16 protein-coding genes are annotated in these 18,450 nt (G+C 47.1%); 10 read left to right on the top strand and 6 right to left on the bottom strand.

The window, feature by feature from the left end; all coding sequences use genetic code 11:
- Positions 1-7: 7 nt before the first annotated feature.
- The 4 genes from IC229_RS11060 to IC229_RS11045 form a co-directional block, all read right to left on the bottom strand.
- Positions 8-547, bottom strand: coding sequence for an SgcJ/EcaC family oxidoreductase (locus IC229_RS11060; protein ID WP_190887027.1), 540 nt, complete (start codon positions 545-547; stop codon positions 8-10).
- A 345-nt stretch (positions 548-892) separates the two neighbouring features.
- Positions 893-1,720 (bottom strand): porin family protein, encoded by an 828-nt coding sequence (locus IC229_RS11055; protein ID WP_190887026.1) that lies wholly within the window; start codon positions 1,718-1,720, stop codon positions 893-895.
- A 191-nt stretch (positions 1,721-1,911) separates the two neighbouring features.
- Complete coding sequence (locus IC229_RS11050; RefSeq protein ID WP_190887025.1) at positions 1,912-4,290, bottom strand: TonB-dependent receptor domain-containing protein; 2,379 nt, start codon at positions 4,288-4,290, stop codon at positions 1,912-1,914.
- Between the two features lie 127 nt (positions 4,291-4,417).
- Positions 4,418-5,053, bottom strand: coding sequence for a dioxygenase family protein (locus IC229_RS11045; protein ID WP_190887024.1), 636 nt, complete (start codon positions 5,051-5,053; stop codon positions 4,418-4,420).
- 243 nt (positions 5,054-5,296) lie between these two features.
- Here IC229_RS11045 and IC229_RS11040 point away from each other — a divergent pair, with 243 nt between their 5' ends.
- The 5 genes from IC229_RS11040 to IC229_RS11020 all read left to right on the top strand — a co-directional run bounded on the left by IC229_RS11040 (position 5,297) and on the right by IC229_RS11020 (position 9,209).
- Complete coding sequence (locus tag IC229_RS11040; protein ID WP_190887023.1) at positions 5,297-6,364, top strand: sensor histidine kinase; 1,068 nt, start codon at positions 5,297-5,299, stop codon at positions 6,362-6,364.
- Between the two features lie 31 nt (positions 6,365-6,395).
- The gene (locus IC229_RS11035) at positions 6,396-7,361 is read left to right on the top strand and encodes a kelch repeat domain-containing protein (protein ID WP_190887022.1); all 966 of its coding nucleotides are present in this window, start codon (positions 6,396-6,398) and stop codon (positions 7,359-7,361) included.
- A 7-nt stretch (positions 7,362-7,368) separates the two neighbouring features.
- Positions 7,369-7,842, top strand: a complete 474-nt coding sequence (locus IC229_RS11030; RefSeq protein ID WP_190887021.1) for a copper resistance protein NlpE N-terminal domain-containing protein — start codon at positions 7,369-7,371, stop codon at positions 7,840-7,842.
- 11 nt (positions 7,843-7,853) lie between these two features.
- Positions 7,854-8,363, top strand: a complete 510-nt coding sequence (locus tag IC229_RS11025; protein WP_190887020.1) for a copper resistance protein NlpE N-terminal domain-containing protein — start codon at positions 7,854-7,856, stop codon at positions 8,361-8,363.
- 108 nt (positions 8,364-8,471) lie between these two features.
- Positions 8,472-9,209 carry a LytR/AlgR family response regulator transcription factor gene (locus tag IC229_RS11020; RefSeq protein WP_223833954.1) on the top strand — a complete coding sequence of 246 codons (738 nt, stop codon included), beginning with the start codon at positions 8,472-8,474 and terminating at the stop codon, positions 9,207-9,209.
- 85 nt (positions 9,210-9,294) lie between these two features.
- On the opposite strand, the gene IC229_RS11015 is transcribed toward IC229_RS11020, so the two are convergent.
- Positions 9,295-10,947, bottom strand: coding sequence for an autotransporter outer membrane beta-barrel domain-containing protein (locus tag IC229_RS11015; protein ID WP_190887019.1), 1,653 nt, complete (start codon positions 10,945-10,947; stop codon positions 9,295-9,297).
- A 241-nt stretch (positions 10,948-11,188) separates the two neighbouring features.
- Between IC229_RS11015 and IC229_RS11010 the strand changes: the two genes are divergently transcribed.
- The gene (locus IC229_RS11010) at positions 11,189-12,133 is read left to right on the top strand and encodes a PLP-dependent cysteine synthase family protein (protein WP_190887018.1); all 945 of its coding nucleotides are present in this window, start codon (positions 11,189-11,191) and stop codon (positions 12,131-12,133) included.
- 20 nt (positions 12,134-12,153) lie between these two features.
- On the opposite strand, the gene IC229_RS11005 is transcribed toward IC229_RS11010, so the two are convergent.
- Positions 12,154-12,708 carry a Uma2 family endonuclease gene (locus IC229_RS11005; RefSeq protein ID WP_190887017.1) on the bottom strand — a complete coding sequence of 185 codons (555 nt, stop codon included), beginning with the start codon at positions 12,706-12,708 and terminating at the stop codon, positions 12,154-12,156.
- Positions 12,709-12,875: 167 nt separating this feature from the next.
- Between IC229_RS11005 and IC229_RS11000 the strand changes: the two genes are divergently transcribed.
- The 4 genes from IC229_RS11000 (at position 12,876) to IC229_RS10985 (ending at position 18,359) form a co-directional block, all read left to right on the top strand.
- Positions 12,876-13,445 (top strand): type 1 glutamine amidotransferase domain-containing protein, encoded by a 570-nt coding sequence (locus IC229_RS11000; protein ID WP_190887016.1) that lies wholly within the window; start codon positions 12,876-12,878, stop codon positions 13,443-13,445.
- 159 nt (positions 13,446-13,604) lie between these two features.
- Positions 13,605-14,789, top strand: a complete 1,185-nt coding sequence (locus tag IC229_RS10995; protein ID WP_190887015.1) for a DUF2911 domain-containing protein — start codon at positions 13,605-13,607, stop codon at positions 14,787-14,789.
- Between the two features lie 128 nt (positions 14,790-14,917).
- The gene (locus IC229_RS10990) at positions 14,918-16,546 is read left to right on the top strand and encodes a CotH kinase family protein (protein ID WP_190887014.1); all 1,629 of its coding nucleotides are present in this window, start codon (positions 14,918-14,920) and stop codon (positions 16,544-16,546) included.
- Between the two features lie 175 nt (positions 16,547-16,721).
- On the top strand, positions 16,722-18,359 hold the full coding sequence (locus tag IC229_RS10985) for a CotH kinase family protein (RefSeq protein WP_190887013.1): 1,638 nt from the start codon (positions 16,722-16,724) through the stop codon (positions 18,357-18,359).
- The last annotated feature ends 91 nt before the right edge of the window (positions 18,360-18,450 follow it).

The following is an 18,450-nucleotide window of genomic DNA, read 5'->3' as shown; positions in this document are numbered from 1 at the left end:
GAATTCCTCAATGCTTATACCACGTAGCGTACATAGCCTGGAACGGAATCGGACTTTTGTTCGGGGCATCTGGCTCATTCGACACTTCAATATTGCAGTTATGAAATGAAACTACTTTCCAAATATCGTTTTTCTTTTCGACTAACATACTGATAACCACCGCAGGATCAACCGGAACGGTCTTCCCCTGTTCATACGTAGCACCCAGTACGTGCATCAGCACTAAATCGGGCCGGACGAACCGTATTTTGTCAAGTTTGAGGATTAAAACGTTCGTTCGGTATACCGTATTGAAAAGCTGCTGGTGGCCGTGTGCATTGGCTTCAGGCGTAATACCTGACAGATAAATTCCATTGACAACCACGTAGTCGTGTTTGCTGTCGAAAACGGAGGCAAACGTCTGACCACTTTTGGCGTTCCAGCCTTTTTGCATGGTCGAAAGGATGTCCTGAAATGGTTGCTCATCCGTAGACTGAGCTTGTGCGTCGGGGGTTTGGGTGATTGTTGCGGTCATGATACAGATGAATAAGGTGATTAGTTTTTTCATGAAAATGAGAATTGCATTGCCCGCGTTGGGGCGGTTAGATTCATATACAAATGTTCGAAAAACGGTCAGCTAGGGGTTAGCGATTTCGTCGCATAACGTAGCACACATGTCGCATTAGTAGGCCTCAACAGGCTCTAGCTGTCGGAGTTGCGCCAGCGACTAACCCAGTTGTTACTACGTAGCCGGTCGAAGCCTACCCTACGTAATACTTAATGCAAATGCGTCCAGAGCCATTTTGAGGTTACCAGCAGAAAAGCGGACACGATAAGCAAAAACACCGCCCAGGGATATTGAAAAAAGGTTCTCCAGGGAAACATAACGTAGCAGATAGCGGAAACAAACGAATCACCGGCCTCCCAACGGAATCAGATACCCGACGGAACCCATGAGACTCTGGGGATTAAGTTTGTCTTTATTCTCATTGGTCGAGAATAGGTATGTGAAGCGTCCTTCCACGATAAACGAGCCAGGACCAGCTTTCAACGCAATGCCCGTACCAGCCGCTGCGCCATACGACAATCGACCCGAACCCGTCATATCGATTTCCTGCGAACCCGATTGGCTACCATTCACAAATGAAACCGTTCCGCCCAGGGTGTACGTAACAACCGGCCCGGCGTTCACAAAAACCCGTAGATCCGACTGTCCAAAAGTGGCTTTCAGCATCACAGGAACTTCCACTATGTTGTACTTTACTTGCAGATAATCAGGCTTTGCCGTCATCCGGATACCGTATTGACTGAACAGAATTTCGGGCTGCACGGAGAAATTAGGGCCACCCATGTTAAAAATGATACCGGCATGAAAACCCGTTACGCGTTCGGCCTGAAGCCCCGTACCAACCGACGAAAAATCGAAACCGCTGATACTCGTCGAGTTAACGCCTAACCGAAAACCCAATCGAAAACGGCTTTCGTTTGTGCTGGTTGACGCGATTGGTCGTTGGGCGGTTGTTTGATACGTAGTGCTTGTACGTAACGGGGTCGCAGGTGCCGAATACGTAGCAGGTTTTGCAGGGGTCGCAGCCGTTGTAGTACGGGTAGGTACTGGCTGCGTGGAGTTAGTAGGCGAGACTGAACTAACTGGTTTTCGGTTGGTTGGTTTAGTTTGTGCCTGAAGTGTGTGGGGCAACGTAGCAGCTACAACGCTGATGAATAGAACTAATTTTTTCATGAAAATTGATTGTTAGAAAAGCCTTTGTCTAGGCGTTAAAAGGAATGGGACAAAGGTCTCTTGAAACGTCAGGAACGTGTTAGTGATTTCGTCGCACAGATTAGTACGGATGTCGCATAATGAAAAAACGTCGCTTTAAAGACCGTTTTTAGGCCCAAAAGCGACGCTTTGTGTAACAAAACAACTACGTATTAATCAGGGTTTTCGGCCTGCCGCACGCGTGGGCCTTTGATTTCCTTTTTGCCGAGTTTGTACGAAAACGTAAGCCGGATATTCTGATTCTGGTAACGATTCGAAGTTAATTGCCGGAATGATTCGGTTCGGATTTCTTCGTCGATGAACGTATACGTAGTGAGTGGCGTATCCATCCGAAGACTTACGTTGAACCGCTCGTTCGCCGATTTCTTGCTGAATGTCAGGCTATAATATTTCCAGCCAGAACGATAACCCTGCAACATCAGGTTGTTGCCATCGAAGAAGCCGTAAAAATCAATGCTGAAGTTTCTGGGCAGTTTGTGGCTGTAATTCAGAACCAACTGACGCATCAGTCCGGTGTTACGTAGCAGCATCACCGGACTCTCCAGCTTTACGTACTGAACAGTCAACGTAGTGCCCAGCGAAATTTTCGGAGTGGGTTTCCAGTTCAGATTCACTGACATTCCCAGCCGTTGGTTACGCCCGACGTTTTGCCACGTCGTATAAAAAACGCCGTCGGCCCGGGCAGTACGTATCGATTCGATGCTGTTCTGATTATTGTTGAAAAACAGCGCTACGTCTGAAAATAACATCGGATCATTTCGGGAATAACTGATTTGATACCGCCGGGTAAGTTCGGGTTGCAGATATGGATTCCCTGACTGAACATTGAGCGAATCACTGTTGTTGACCGTTGGATTCAGGAATTGAAAGTAGGGACGTACCAGTTTTGTCGAATACCCCAGTTTTAGCGTGGATTTCTTATCCAGACTTTTGCTAATCAATACGTTAGGCATCAGATTCTGAAACGGCGGGATACGTAGCGGTACCTCTTTGAACGTAGCACTTAGCGCCGTCACTTCATACCGAAGTCCGGTCATGAACTGCCAATTCTTTACCTGGAAATTCAGATTTGTGTAAGCTGCATACACGCCACTTCGATACGTAAACACATTCGAACGTAACGGATCATTCCGATACGTTACGTTCTGACTGTCATAAATCCCGAATCGGCTGTCGCTGTCGATGTATTTCCCATAAAATTTTCCGCCGGTTTCCCACTTCAATTTGTTGGTAAACGTCTGACTATAATCGGTTTGAAGAATCAGTTCGCGGTTCAGCGTATGGCTGTCGAAATTTTCTCCATACGGTAATACGTCGTTGTCAGTTTGAGAGAGGACGTAGCGGTTGTCGTTATTCGCAACGAAATAGGTACCCAGTATCGAAAATTCTTTTCGTTTATCTTTCGACGTACCGGTATATCCCGATGTAAAAATATTCCCACTGACATCGGAAGGCGTATAAATCTGGCGCTGAAATGTTGGTAAAAGCATTCCCTTTTCCGACTGAAAATTGTCTGAAACCAGGCTTGTCTGGTTGGGCATGTAGCGAATTCGATACCCAGCGTTGAGCGTTTTTGTAGAATCGAGACTGTACAATACGTTAATTCCACCCACGGCGAACGTACCGGTATTGCGCGTTTCGTTCTGCTGAACAACTCGAAGTTGATTCGTTTCGCGAGTCAGCACAGAACCATTCTGATTCCAGTACGTCTGGTAGTAACCGTCCATCTTTACCAGCCATTTGTTGCGCTTACTCTGCATATCGGCCATCACTACGTCACTCCGATTGCCCAGCACTCCGCTGATGTTACCGTTGGTAGCATTATTTCGCAGCTTGCGCGTAATAACGTTTACTACGCCGTCGGTTCCTTCGGCATCATAACGCGCCGACGGATGGGTAATTACGTCAACTTTAATAATACTTTCACCCGGAATGGTTTTCAGTACGTCAGCTACCGACGAACCATAAATCTCAGACGGTTTTCCGTCGATAAACAACCGGATATGCGAACTCCCACGCATGGACAGACCGCCATTGGCATCGACCGACAGCAACGGCACTTTGCGCAATATATCCGACGCGCTGCTCCCGGCAATCGACGGCAGGCTTTCGACATTGAACGTAATGCCGTCGACTCGATTTTCGATCAACGGTTTCTGCCCCCTAACCGTCACCGCTTTCAGATTTTGCGCATCCTGGCGTAACGTAACAGTACCCAGGTCAACCGTCGCGTGTTCAGAATTTAGTACCCAAATGGGTGTTTGAACGGTTCGATAACCCACAGCGCTAAACGTAGCGTGATACGTATCATTCGGCAGATTTTCGATCCGGAATCGCCCCAAACTATCGGTCAACGTACCATTGATCAATTTGCCTTGCGCAAACGCCGAAACCGTTGCAAAAGGAACGGATTTGCCCGTCAGTGAATCCGTTACGACACCCTGCACAACCCGCAGGCTATCAGCATACTGCGCTTTGGCGGCTGAAATTCTGAGAATTATCAAAAGCAGGAGAAGACCGTAGCGTCTCATGAGTGAGGAGATATTTTAGGCAATACGTATCCGTAGAGACAGGGCATACCCTGTCTTATGTGCGTCAGCAATCGCAAAACCTTCCGGTCATGAGACAGGGCATGCCCTGTCTCTACAGGCTGATCAATTACTGGTTCGTCGGGTAGTTCGGGATATTTTTGCCGAGGTAGATATTACGTTCAGCTTTGTACATAGTACCGACGTCCTTGAGTTTTAAAATCCCACTGCCAGCCCGATTTTCCAGCTTCTGTCGCTGGTCAGCCGTGAGACGCGGGTCATCGTCGAACAGGTATTCGTCGATGTAATATTCATTCAAACCCGGTTCTTTTATTGTGACGTGAATATGTGCCGGATCGGAATGGCCGGGATAAGGAGCGGGACGTAACGTAACGAATTTATACTCACCCTTTTCATTCGTTTTCATCCATCCCCGAATGGAGCCGTGTCGCTTCTCCCAACCCTGAGCGCCCGTTTTCGCCGTATAATGGCCGGTTTCGTCGGTATGATAGATGTAAATAACAACGTCGGGCGCAGGTGTTTTACCATCTGCCTTATAGACAACGCCGTTGATACCCAGCGGCTTTTTCCCTTCCCATGTAGCATCTGGTAGTTTAACAACGGCTTGCAGGTTAGCGAACGGAACCGAACTTTCGTGAATCGCTTCGCAGCCTTCGCAGGGACCACCTACTTTTTTGTCCTGCCCAAATCCCGGCAACGTAACAAACAACGTAGCGAGAATCAGTATAAATCGTTGGGTTTTCATAGCGAACTGGTTTTGAGATGTATGTCCATCAGTAAATAGTGTAAGCAAAGCAACGAAGGTGAAATTTCATCGCAAAAAATAGTAGACCAACGGTCAGAAAAATAGACGAGTGACAGCGGCTTTTTTCGTTCCTCTACTTTTTGTGCCGTTGGTCGATATAATTTTTAGTACGTTTTTCTTTTACGTTCATTTACAGTGCATTTGTAGCCTGGACGTCCAGGCTACTACGTACGAAAAGATACTATGGACTTCCTAGACCGAACTGTAAAAATCCCGCTTTCGAACCGGACGACGACCGTAAAGTACGCGCTCGTTCACACGGCCTACTGGGTGCTGATTACCGGTTTCTTTCTGTACGAGAAACGATACCTGATCTATAAAGCTGGGCTACCTTATTTTGCGGCCTGTGTGATTGTGCGCATCGTGTTGCTCATTGCCATTGCGTACCTCAACCTGCATTACTTTTTGCCGCGTTACCTGCTGACGGGGCGCTACTGGCGTTATTTTGGGCTGGTGCTGCTCTCAATTCTGGGCTATCTGCTCGTCCAGGCTTTTTACGATTACATCATTTATGGTTTCGTCATTAACCCCTTTCGGAGCCAGAACTGGATTGAAACGCTATCGTATAATTTCTTCAGTACGTTGTGGTATCTGGGATTGATGGTGCCACTGAAATTGAGCATCGACTGGTACGAACAACAACGGATGCTGCAAAAAATCGCGGTGGAACAGTTGCAGGCCGAAGTGAATTTCCTGCGCTCACAGGTGAATCCGCATTTTCTGTTCAACATACTGAATAACCTGTACGCTCTGACACTCAAAAAATCGGATCTGGCCCCGGATATGGTCCTGAAACTGTCGGAAATGATGGAATATATGCTCTACGACAGCGATGACGAAAAGGTGCCGCTCGAAAAGGAAATCGGGTACTTACAGAACTACATCGAACTGGAAAAAATACGCTGTGGCGACCATTCCGACATTGCGTTGCAAATCAACGGGCAACCAAATGGGCAGGCCATAGCCCCGTTACTATTGCTGCCACTTATTGAAAATGCGTTCAAACACGGAGTAGGTAAACAGGCCGAACATTCGTGGCTACGTAGCACGCTGACCCTGAATCCAACCCGAGTTGAAATGACGGTTGAAAACAACAAACCGACAACAAAAGTGAGAGATCAGAAAGGTGGAATTGGCCTGACCAACCTGCGCAAACGCCTGGAATTACTTTATCCCGGACGCTATACGCTCCAGACGGAAGACAAGACTGATACGTATCGGGCGGCCCTGTCGATTCAATTTGCAGAGTGAGAAGTTTCGACAATTTAACTATCAATGGATTATGAAAACGCCAATGAACGTATTACTGGCTTTTCTGATGGTGGCTGGATTTCTTAATGCTGCAACCCTTCTCCAGCGAACCGACGTAGTGAACGTATCAAATCACGCTACGTATACCTGGAAAAAAACGCTCGAAGAAGGCCCCTGGAAAAAGAATTACAACTTCCAGATGTTCAGTCACCGTGATACGTTGTGGGTGTTTCATCCCGACGGAAACTGGTTTTCAGCGGATGGTAAAGACTGGCAAAAATCGTCGCTTCCGAACGCTCTTAATAATCTGGCTTTTCTGGACTACGTTCAGTTCAACCAATCGATTCTGGGTCTCGGGCATTTTGAAGGAAACATCGAACGCTACGTCTTTCGGTCTGAGATTTACCAGACATACGACTTAAAACGCTGGAGTACAATGGCTTTACAAAGCAATCTACCCAAGCGGTTTTTCTATCATCCGTTTGTGTTCCAGAACAAAATCTGGATCATCGGTGGCGAAAACAGCCAGACACAATTTGCCGACATCTGGAATTCGGGCGATGGCGTGTACTGGCAGAAAGCGAAAGACAATCTTCCATTTGGCAAACGTAGCAACAGCCGCATTGTCACACTACGTAACAAACTTTACCTGCTCAATAACGATGTCTGGTCATCGACAGATGGCTTGAACTGGAAGTTGGAAACAAGGGAGATTGTGAAAGGAAAACAGATTTTCGGCTATGAACCCGTTGTGCTCGACAACCAGATTTGGCTGCTGGGCTGCAACCGGAACGGACAGTTCAGCAGTCAAGTGCTGGTCAGTTCGGACGGGCGTAACTGGCGGGAGCACCTCGCGCCCTGGTCACCGCGTGGGGGGATTGCGGCCTGTGTACATCGGGGCAAAATTTATATGACTGGTGGTAAGTATGGTGGTCAGGATATCAGCCATCCTGAATTTGTGTACAGCAATGATTTATGGACTTTAGAAAAACAATGATAATTCTATGAAAACGCTTAAAATCAGCACGTTCATTTTATTGGCAGCCTGTTTTGTACAGGCAAGCAGAACATCACCCGATCCTACTACGTTTGTAGCCAGCACTCCCTGCGACATGATTCCGCGAACGATGCTGTCGATACCGGCCAACGCCGATTGCGAGTTTATTAAGTGGAATCTCGCACTTCGGCGCGACCCTCGCAATCAAAATCCTACATTTTATAAGCTAAGCTATACATATGGCATGACCCAGCCTGGTACGACCGGATTCCGGAATGGCGGGACCAGTCTGACCAAAGAAGGAAACTGGATAAGTCGAAAAGATGCGACCAATAAAGAGACGTATCAACTCAATTCAAATACACCTGAAACCAGTTTATCATTCGCCCGGCTGGACGATAATTTGCTTCATTTGCTGGACCCACAAGGCAGACTGATGGTCGGCCATGCTGGCTGGAGTTATACGTTGAATCGGAAGTAATCACCAGACTTATGAAGCCGACATTATCTTTTTTGTTGCTGGGTTTTTTCTTCACGCTGGCGAACAGCATCCACGCGCAGGAGGCCCGACTGGCGAACGTACCGTCGAAATCAAATTCGCGCAAGCCAATTGCCAGTGGACCGTTGGTAGTGGGCGTATTTGCTGGCCGTTTTCCCTGCTCCGAAATTGCTAAAGACTGGAAATATCCTGAGCGGCCGGAGTGCACGAAAGTGAAATGGGCCATAACATTTTTTCAGGATTCCGTTACGCATCAGCCGACAACATATCACCTGTTGGGAACACTGAATCGACAGGCCGCCCGCGAAGGAAAATGGTCCATCGTCAAAGGCACAAAAACAGAACCGGAAGCCATTGTCTATCAACTCGATCCCGACAAACCCGACGTATCAGTCTATCTGTTGAAAGGCGATGACAACGTATTGTTCATCCTCGACCAGCAACGAAAGATGCGCGTTGGTGATGATTATTTAAGTTATACGCTGAATCGGATTGTGAATTAGAAGAGCAATTTTGTCATGCTGAGGAACGAAGCATCTTAGAGCATCTGAACCTGAGTGTAAAGACACATTAAGATGCTTCGTTCCTCAGCATGACAAAACAATCGGATAATGATGTTAAAATGCGTAGTTATTGACGATGAATCACTGGCGCGGGAAGTGCTGGAAGGTTATTTAGGTCGTCTGGATTTTGTGGAATCGTTACGCCAGTTTGGTAATGCCCGCGAAGCGTTGACCTATCTGGAAAATAATGACGCCGACGTCTTGTTTCTAGACATTGAGATGCCCGGCATGAATGGTATTGATTTTCTAAAATCGCTCACGCAGCCACCTATCACGGTTTTCACAACGGCCTACCGGGATTATGCTTTCGAGGGTTTTGAGTTGGGCGTTATTGACTTCCTGCTCAAGCCGATTGCTTACCCTCGCTTCCTGCAAGCCATCGAAAAAATCCGCGACTTTTTATCGCTGAAAGAACAAAACACGAAGCTTGAAAACAGCTCTGAAACAAGTTCCGATTCATCGAAAGACGATTCGGTTTTTGTAAAAAGTGGTGTACAACGTATCAAATTGAATTTCAGCTACGTAACATACATTCAGGGGCTAAAAGACTACGCTATTATCCATACGTCAAGCGGCAAAATCGTCATCAAGGGTTCGATCAAAGCCATGCATGATATTTTCCCGGAAAGTCGATTCATCCGTGTGCATAAGTCGTTCATTGTAGCTATATCCCGCGTAACACGTATTGAACGAAACCGGCTCATCTTGACTGATAATCAGCAAATTCCACTTGGGCGAAATTATAAGGAAGAAGTCGAGAAAGCGCTGCTGAATCAGGGGAAGTAACGTAGTGTAGCCTGGACGGCCACGTCCGGGTAGTATGATTTTTGCTCTAATACCTCGCCCGGACGTGGCCGTCCAGGCTACCTCATTATTTCTTTTCCAGCAACTGCTTCACCAGCTTCTCCAACGTATCAATCCGGGTCTGCTGCTGCTTATCGTGATCGTCCAGCCGTTGATTAGACTTTTCTAGTTGAATACTATAAAGCGTCAATTCTTCAATTTTGGCCAACAACGTAGCATTCATCTTAACTAAATCTACACCTTCTTTCACCATCTGACCAGCCGAGGGAACATCCGGCAAATGACCGTATTGGTCGATATAAGCGGATACGGCAGGTAGCGAACGTAGCGGATACGTTGACGAAAAAACGTTGTCGCTCCATTCATTCGCGTTATTGATACGTAGCTGATAATGCCCTTTCATTACGTCGCCATGCTCATTCACCGTCAGAAACTGGTCGGTTTGCACCTGCGCCGGACTCTGACTAGTTAAGTTTTCAAAACGCATACCTGACTCATTCGCCTGTTCGCTACGTACATGCAGTCGGGCGGTAGGCGCCGACGTACCAATACCCACATTGGCGTGATTGCCCAGCACCACCGCATTACTAATCAGCACTTTAGCACCCGCACCAATGGCCGTAGCGTGGTGAAGTTCCGCCGATTCAGCACCTGTCTGATGCCCGATGAACGTATTGCTATTACCCGCCCAAAGCCCCCCGCCAGCTTCTCCACCGATTATTACGTGATGTGCTCCAACGCCATCGCCTGCCTGGGCCTCCCCACCAATCAGTACGTTATCGTTGCCCGTCGTCACAGCGCTGCCTGAGTTCGGCCCGATTAGAATATTGTTGCTACCTGTGGTATTGTTGTAGCCAGCCTGGATACCAAAAAATGTATTGTTCTGACCGGTAGTATTATTGTAACCTGATCGATACCCAACAAAAGTATTGTTGCCTACTGTAGTATAATTGCCTGCATTATGGCCTACAAACGTATTTTGGCTACCTGTACTGTTGAAATAGCCAGCTTGAAAACCCATATAGGTATTTTTGACACCAGTCGTATTAGAAATACCAGTTCCACTTCCCATGAACGTATTGAAATTGCCCGTCGTGTTACTCTGACCTGTGCCGTATCCCACAAAGGCATTATTGCTGCCAATCGTATTCTTAAAGCCAGCAGCATAACCAGTGAAGGTATTGCCGGAACCTGTTGTATTATATTCGCCTGCACCATTCCCTACGAATGCATTTTGCGAGCCTGAGGTATTGGTGTATCCGGTAAAATAGCCTATAAAAACATTGCTAGTCCCTGTTGTATTCGACCGTCCGGCAAGGCCTCCTAAAAACGTATTGTTATATCCTGTATTGGTAGATAAGCCCGCTCCCCGGCCAATGAACGTATTATAATAGCCCGTTGTATTTTGCCGACCAGCTTCGTGACCAATAAACACGTTATCGCTTCCCGTATTATTCTGCTGACCAGCATCCACGCCGTAAAAGCTATTTCTGGCTCCTGATGTCATGGAACGGCCCGCGTTATAGCCCACAATCGTACTTCGGTCGCCGGTAATGGTGGTACCACCCGCCGATGGCCCGAGTAACGTATTGAAAGTACCCAACGTAGTATTATTGCCGCCGAAGTTATTCACTACGTAGTTAGCCTGCGCTAAAGCGCAAATTGGCAAACCGTACAGGGCACTCAGCAAAAGCGACTGAGAAAAATAGCGTTTGTTCATAAAGCAGTCAGGTTAAAACTGTATTGGCGTGTACACAAGTTATTCACTTCCTGCTGTTAGTCAACCTTTTACTTAGCGTTGCGTCTTACTTTTGAGGGAGCGGTCATCCAGATTAAAATAGGCTAAATTTTCAGGCTGGATACTAGACGTAACGGCACAGAGACGATTTCTGTCCGCTCGAAAAATTTAGTTGTCCATTTCATGATGTACTACGTACCTTGCCAGCCAACCGACTAGTATAATGCATTCATCCCCTCCAATTGCAGCCAATACACTTCAGGCCATTGGCCACACACCGCTCGTAAAGCTTAATAACGTAGTAAGTCCGGGAAGCGCCGACGTATTTGTTAAACTGGAATACTACAACCCTACCGGCTCCTACAAAGATCGCATGGCGCTGGCCATGATTGAAGAAGCCGAACGTAGTGGAGCGCTACGTCCCGGAATGACCGTCGTTGAGTGCACCGGCGGCAGCACTGGTACGTCGCTGGCTTTCGTGTGCGCGGTGAAGGGGTATCGATTTGAGGTTGTTACGTCGGATGCGTTTGCGAAAGAAAAACTACAGACCATGCGGGCGTTTGGTGCGCACCTGGTTATCATGCCGAGCAAAGGCGGAAAAATCACGCCCGATCTGATCCCGTCCATGCGCGAACGAGCACGTGAGATGGCTCAGCGTCCCGATGCCTACTTCACCGATCAGTTCAACAATGCGGATTCAAAAAAGGGGTACAAACACATTGGCGACGAGATACTGGTGCAGTTGAATCGCCCAATTGATGCGTTCTGCGGTGGGGTCGGTACGGCGGGTATGATTATGGGCGTTTCGATGGCGTTACGTGAAGCTGGTCAGGCTACGAACGTAGTGGCTCTTGAGCCCGCATCAGCACCTTTACTCTCCAAAGGACAACCGGGCACGCACCATGTCGAAGGAATTGGCGTTGGGATGGTGCCTCCCCTACTCACACCTGACTTTTACAATGAAGTACGCCCGATTGAAGAAGCCGATGCCCGCCAGATGGCCCGTCGATTAGCGCGGGAAGAAGGTATTTTTGCCGGTACGTCGAGTGGGCTGAACATCACGGCTGCGGTGCAGCTCGCTCAGGAACTTGGGCCGGGCAAAACAGTCGTAACAGTAGCCTGCGATTCGGGGATGAAGTATCTGGCGGGTAATTTGTACGATGTGTAAGCTGACTGCAATAAAGCCGATTAGCTTACGGAGGGTGCAAATAATTCGTTGACAGTAAGCGAAAAATCAGGAAGAACCGGAGCCGCTGAACAAACGTCATTTTCCAGGCATATCATTACGTTCTTACGGGAGGTATATACGTAAACTACCTCATGTTCAGGGTTGATATTCCAGACAACCTGCACGCCCGCTTTGAAATATTCAGCGATTTTCTCTTCGATTCGATAAGCCTGATCCGTTTCTGATAAAATCTCAATCACAAAAGCCGGAATCACATCTTCACCCTGACGACCACGTTCTGTTTGTTCGTAAGTAAAGTAAGCTATGTCAGGTCGACGCATTTGAATCGACGTGAGCATAACATCGGGTTCGGCCATTAACATACCTTTTACAATATACCCTGTTTTAAAAAACAACTTATTGAGAATACCGTAAATAAAGTACTGCTTTTTCTTCTTGCCCGAAGACTGGATTAGTTCCCCATCGTTCCATTCACATTTATAGCCGTCGGTGGGCTCCCAGTTCAGGAACTCATCGAATGTTTGAGGAAGGGCAGAAGCAGAAGCCTGTACCATAGTAGTTATTGTTTAGCCAAATATACACAAAACAAGAGAAAATAAGCGGCTGTTCTGCCTTTGACTGGCTCTAAATAAGCGTCTCCTGATAAAACAATATCGTACTTTTTGCCAACCTTCTCCATTCCAATGAGTTGTTATTATGTAATCATATTTTTCAACGTAGTATGGAAACGCAGCAACAATTGAAGGGAAAGAAGGTGGCGATTCTGCTGACCGATGGATTTGAACAGGTTGAAATGACCGAACCCCGGCAGGCTTTACAGGACGCCGGAGCAACCACACACCTTATTGCACCGAAAGGTGGCGAAGTGAAAGGATGGGACGAAAAAGAATGGGGTGATACGTTCCCCGTCGATCTACCGCTGGCCGGTGCCGATCCCAGTCAGTATGATGCATTACTGCTACCCGGTGGCGTAATGAACCCTGACAAACTACGTACTGATCCTAAAGCCGTTCAGTTTGTCCGGCACTTTTTCGAAAATAAGAAACCAGTGGCCGCGATCTGTCATGCGCCAATTTTGCTCATCGAAGCCGACGTAGTGAAAGGCCGTAAGCTTACCTCCTACCCGTCTATCCAGACCGACCTGAAAAATGCCGGTGCCAACTGGGTTGACGAAGAAGTAGTGACCGATCAGGGCCTGGTCACGAGTCGAAAGCCCGACGATATTCCAGCGTTTAACCGGAAGATGATTGAAGAAATCCGGGAAGGAAAACACGAGCGTCAACACGCGTAGTGAAAGTTAGTTATGTACAATTGGGAAGAGGCTGTCTTTTAGGCAGCCTCTTTTGTTAAACACACAGAAGTAGTATGGCTTAAGAATGTCGCATTTGTACAATGATACGTATCGACTGAACCGCAACTTTGAATCGTTTTTTACAAATTCTTTTTAAAGATGCGTTCCATTGCCATACTATTCAGCATTTCCTTATTGATCTCTGCCGATGCAATCAGCCAGGGCAATCAGCCGTATACAGCTTCTTTTATTGGGCGTATGGGTGTCGACACGGTTCTGGTGGAGACGTATACCATGATCAATAATCACCTGTACGGAAAAGCGTTTATTCGAGTACCTGAAGATTACATTGGTGAGTTCAGCATCCATTTTCATCCGGACGGCTCCATACGGGAATTCAATGTCAACGCCATGAATCCGGTGAACAGCTCTGTTCCTTATCAGGCAAAATCAGGCGCATTCGAATATCGGTTAAACATGAACTGCCGAAACGATACGTGTACGTATTACAATTCAGAGCGGGGAGGAAAAGCCGAAACAATTTTCCGACATGCCACAAAAACGGTCGATTTTGTAGGAGGCTGGGTGCCTTTTATTTCATTGATGGAGTGGAATTGCCTGCGATTAGCAAAATCCGGGAAATCAAAAATACCGTTAAAAATGATCAATCACCGGATTGGCGTTTACGACATTGGTGTTCACTTCTCGGCTAAAGATACCATCATTTTCGGTGGCCCTTTTCTCGAATACACTAAACTTAATGTTAATCAGGAAGGTCGAATTTCGCAGGTAAATGGCATCGGAACACCCTGGAATTATTTGGTAACGAAGCACCCACCAATTGACATTGAACCGTTGGCAAAACGGATGGCAAAAACGCCCGGTATTGGGATTCCTTCACCTACTGAAACCATTCGGGCTACGGTTAAACAGGCGAACATTGAATTGTCTTACGGACGGCCCTATAAACGAGGGCGCGTGATATTTGGCGGAGTCGTTCCTTATGATTCGATCTGGCGAACAGGCGCCGGTAGCCCAACGCGACTAAGCCTTGACAATCAAATCCGAATTGGCACAACAGTTATTTCCAAAGGCCAGTACAGCCTCTATTCGATCCCTCAAAAAGACAAATGGTTGCTCATTTTCAGCACCGATCTTAAATCCTGGCCAACTGATCCAAACCGAAGCAAAGATTTCGCTCAGGTTGTTATTCCGGTAAAGACGACAACAAATCGCAGCGAACAGTTTACAATTAGTATTCAGGAAACCGCAGCCGGTGGCGAGTTGACGTTTCACTGGGATAATGTGCTGGCTACAGCTGCGTTTGATGTACTTAAAAAATGAAGCGAAATCTATAAAGAGTTAATTATGAACTCATTTTCCGCTATTTGCTATTCATTCGTACACTTCTACGTTCCACTTATCTGGTAAAATAGACTTACTTTTATAGGAAAAAACCGAAACAGGCATATATGCGGTTCTTTTCCTTTCTTTTCACACTCAGCGTTGGATTACAACTTACTACGTATGCCCAAACGCTCACTACGTCGAATCTGCCCATAGTACTTATCAATACCAATGGGCAATCCATTCCCGACGACCCCAAACTTGTCTGTGATTTACGTATCATCGACAACGGCGCGGGCAAACGTAACAACGTAACAGACAAGCCTTCTTTCACCAGTAAAATCGGTATTGAACTGCGCGGTTCTACGTCGCAGGATTTTCCGAAAAAGCCCTACGGTTTCGAACTGCGCGACGCGTCGGGCGCGAACTCTGTCGATGCATCCATATTGGGTATGCCCTCCGAAGCCGATTGGGTGCTCAATGCTACGTATGTCGATAAAACCCTGATTCGCGAACCACTCATTTACGACTTAGGCCGCCAGATCAGCAAATATTACGTACCTCGCTATCGCTACTGCGAACTGATACTGAATGGCAAATACGAAGGTCTTTATATTCTGTTTGAAAAAATAAAGCGGAACAAAAACCGGGTCGACGTCAGTAGTATCAAGAAAACCGACATTTCGGGCGATGCCGTAACGGGCGGCTATATTTTCAAAATTGACAAATACACGGGCGAAGAATCGAGAATGTGGACGTCGACGAAGCAAACGAATGGTATCGACGTCGATATCCAGATTGAACGACCCAAAATTGAAGACCTGACTGAAGAGCAGTTTCTGTACGCTAAAAAATTCGTAACTGAATTCGAAAACGCGCTGGCAGGTCCTAAGTATCAGGATGCGACGGTAGGATATCCGAAATACATCAAAGAAGACTCATTTGTCGACTACCTGCTGATAAACGAAATCTGCCACAACATCGACGCGTATCGACTCAGCACGTTCTTTTACAAAGATCGCGATTCGAAAGATGGGCGGTTAGTCATGGGCCCAATCTGGGACTATAATCTCGCTTTTGGTAACGTCGGCTATTGCCAGGCCGATTTGCCCGAAGGCTGGTCGTTCGATTTCACCCGAATCTGCGGTGACGATGTTTTCGAAATGCCTTTCTGGTGGGACCGGCTCCTGACCGACAAACGGTTTGCCAACAGCGTACGTAGCAGGTATCAGGGGCTACGTACCAACGTACTGAAAACCGAACGTATTCACGCTTACATTGACTCGGTAGCCAACGTATTGACCGAAGCCCGCACCCGCAATTTCCAGCGGTGGGACATTATTGGCGTCCCCATTGGACCAACGCATTTGCTCGGGCAAACGTATCAGGAAGAGATCAACTTCCTGAAAAGCTGGGTTAAGAAGCGATTGGAGTGGATGGACAAGGCCATCGTTCCCTTTGGCTCGTCGGTGCTGGGTACCGAACTGATTCCAGATTTCAACGTAACACTCAGCCCCAATCCATCTACCGATAACGTAACACTACGGTACAATTTGTCGCAACGCGCTACGGTTCAACTGCTGATTACCGATGCCGCCGGACGTAGCGTGCAGCGGATGACCTGGCCCAACCAGGCTGCGGGAGATCACGAAGAAACACTTCCTGCGCATTCGCTGCCCACGGCACCTGGTACGTACATTCTTCAATTAAATGCCGACGGCAAACCCATCAGCCGGAAAATGGTGCGGTTTTAAAGTTAGGGTTGTTTAAGCTTTCAATTACAAACTCCCAGTTTCATTTTTTTGTCATTCTTCCTTCGTCAGAATGACAAAAAAAACGCTCGGATTAAAGTTTAAAGAGCTTTATTACTAACCCAATTTATCCAAGAAAATAGTTGTAAGTTTATAGACTAAATTTCGCACCGACGTTATGCGACCTCGTTTACTGATTCTATTAATTAGCTCCGTATTTCTTAAGTTTACGACTGCTGCTCAAACACTTACATCATCGAATCTACCGATACTGCTTATCAATACGAACGGCCAGACGATTTATAATGAACCAAAAATCGTTGCTGACCTACGTATCATCGACAATGGTGCGGGGAAACGTAACAACGTAACAGACAAGCCTTCTTTCACCAGTAAAATTGGTATTGAACTGCGCGGCTCTACGTCACAAACGCTGTTTCCCAAGAAGCCTTATGGTATTGAATTACGCGATTCGACGGGCCTGAATTCAGTGAATGCTTCGGTGCTGGGCATGCCTGCTGAGGCCGACTGGGTGCTCAACGCTACGTATAATGATAAAACGCTCATCCGGGAAACGCTTACCTACGATCTGAATCGCCAACTGAGCAAGTTTTATACACCCCGTTATCGCTATTGTGAAGTGATCTTAAACGGGAATTATACCGGAATTTATATCCTGTTCGAGAAGATAAAGCGCGATAAAAATCGAGTCGACGTTAGTAACATCAAAAAAACGGATATAACAGGAGATGCGCTGACAGGTGGGTACATTTTCAAGATTGATAAAACGGAAGGCTCTGCGTCCCGCTCCTGGACATCCTCTTACCTTAGTGGCAGTGGAAAACCGATTTCAATGCTGATCGACCGTCCGAAACCGGAAGACCTGGCCGAGGAGCAGTTTCAATATGCGAAGCAGTTTATAACTGATTTTGAAAATGCGCTGAATGGGGCTCAGTTTCAGGATTCGCTAACGGGTTATCGAAAATACATCAACGACGATTCTTTCGTCGATTATTTGCTGCTCACAGAACTCTGCAAAAACGTTGATGGCTATCGAATCAGTACGTTCTTTTACAAAGACCGGAACAGCAGGGGCGGCAAGCTGATCATGGGGCCAATCTGGGATTACAACCTAACCTACGGAAACGTCAATTATTGTCCGGGCAGCGTCTACAAAGGCTGGATTTTCGACTTCACGCGCGCCTGCCCACAGGATGGTTTTCAGCCACCCTTCTGGTGGGATAAGCTCCTGAGTGATAAAGTATTCGTTACGAAAGTGCGAACTAAATACCAGACGCTACGTAAAAGTGTACTCCGAACAGATCGTATTCACACCTATATCGATTCGGTAGCCAACGTACTGACCGAAGCACGTACGCGCAATTTCGAAAAGTGGCCAGTTATCGGCGTTTACGTCTGGCCGAATGGTTTCGTCGGTGGGACATATCAGGAGGAAATTGATTTTCTAAAAACCTGGGTCAAAAACCGTCTGGAATGGATGGATAATGAGATTCTGGGTATCGGCGCACTGGCTTTGGCGGCAGAACCAGAAAATGAATTTACTGTAACAGTAAGCCCCAATCCTTCATCCGATAACGTAACGCTACGTTACCAACTGGCCCAACGTGCCACCGTTCAACTGTTGATTACCGATGCTGCCGGACGTAGCGTGCAACGGCTGATCTGGCCGAATCAACCACCCGGTGAGCATCAGGAAACGCTTCCCGTCAGCTCACTACCTACGGCGCCCGGTACGTACATGCTCCAGCTCAATGCCGATGGCAAGCCCATCAGCCGGAAAATGGTACGTTTCTAGGACTTTTTTGTCATGCTGATGAAGCCGGAAGCAACTTAAGTTTTCAATGCGCTCAAGTTTGGATGCTTTAAGGTCCTTCCTATCGTCAGGA

This window comes from Spirosoma profusum (genome assembly GCF_014699005.1).
Lineage (GTDB): Bacteria > Bacteroidota > Bacteroidia > Cytophagales > Spirosomataceae > Spirosoma > Spirosoma profusum.
The sequence above is the reverse complement of the archived record's forward strand: the minus strand, read 5'-3'. Positions and strand labels throughout refer to the sequence as shown.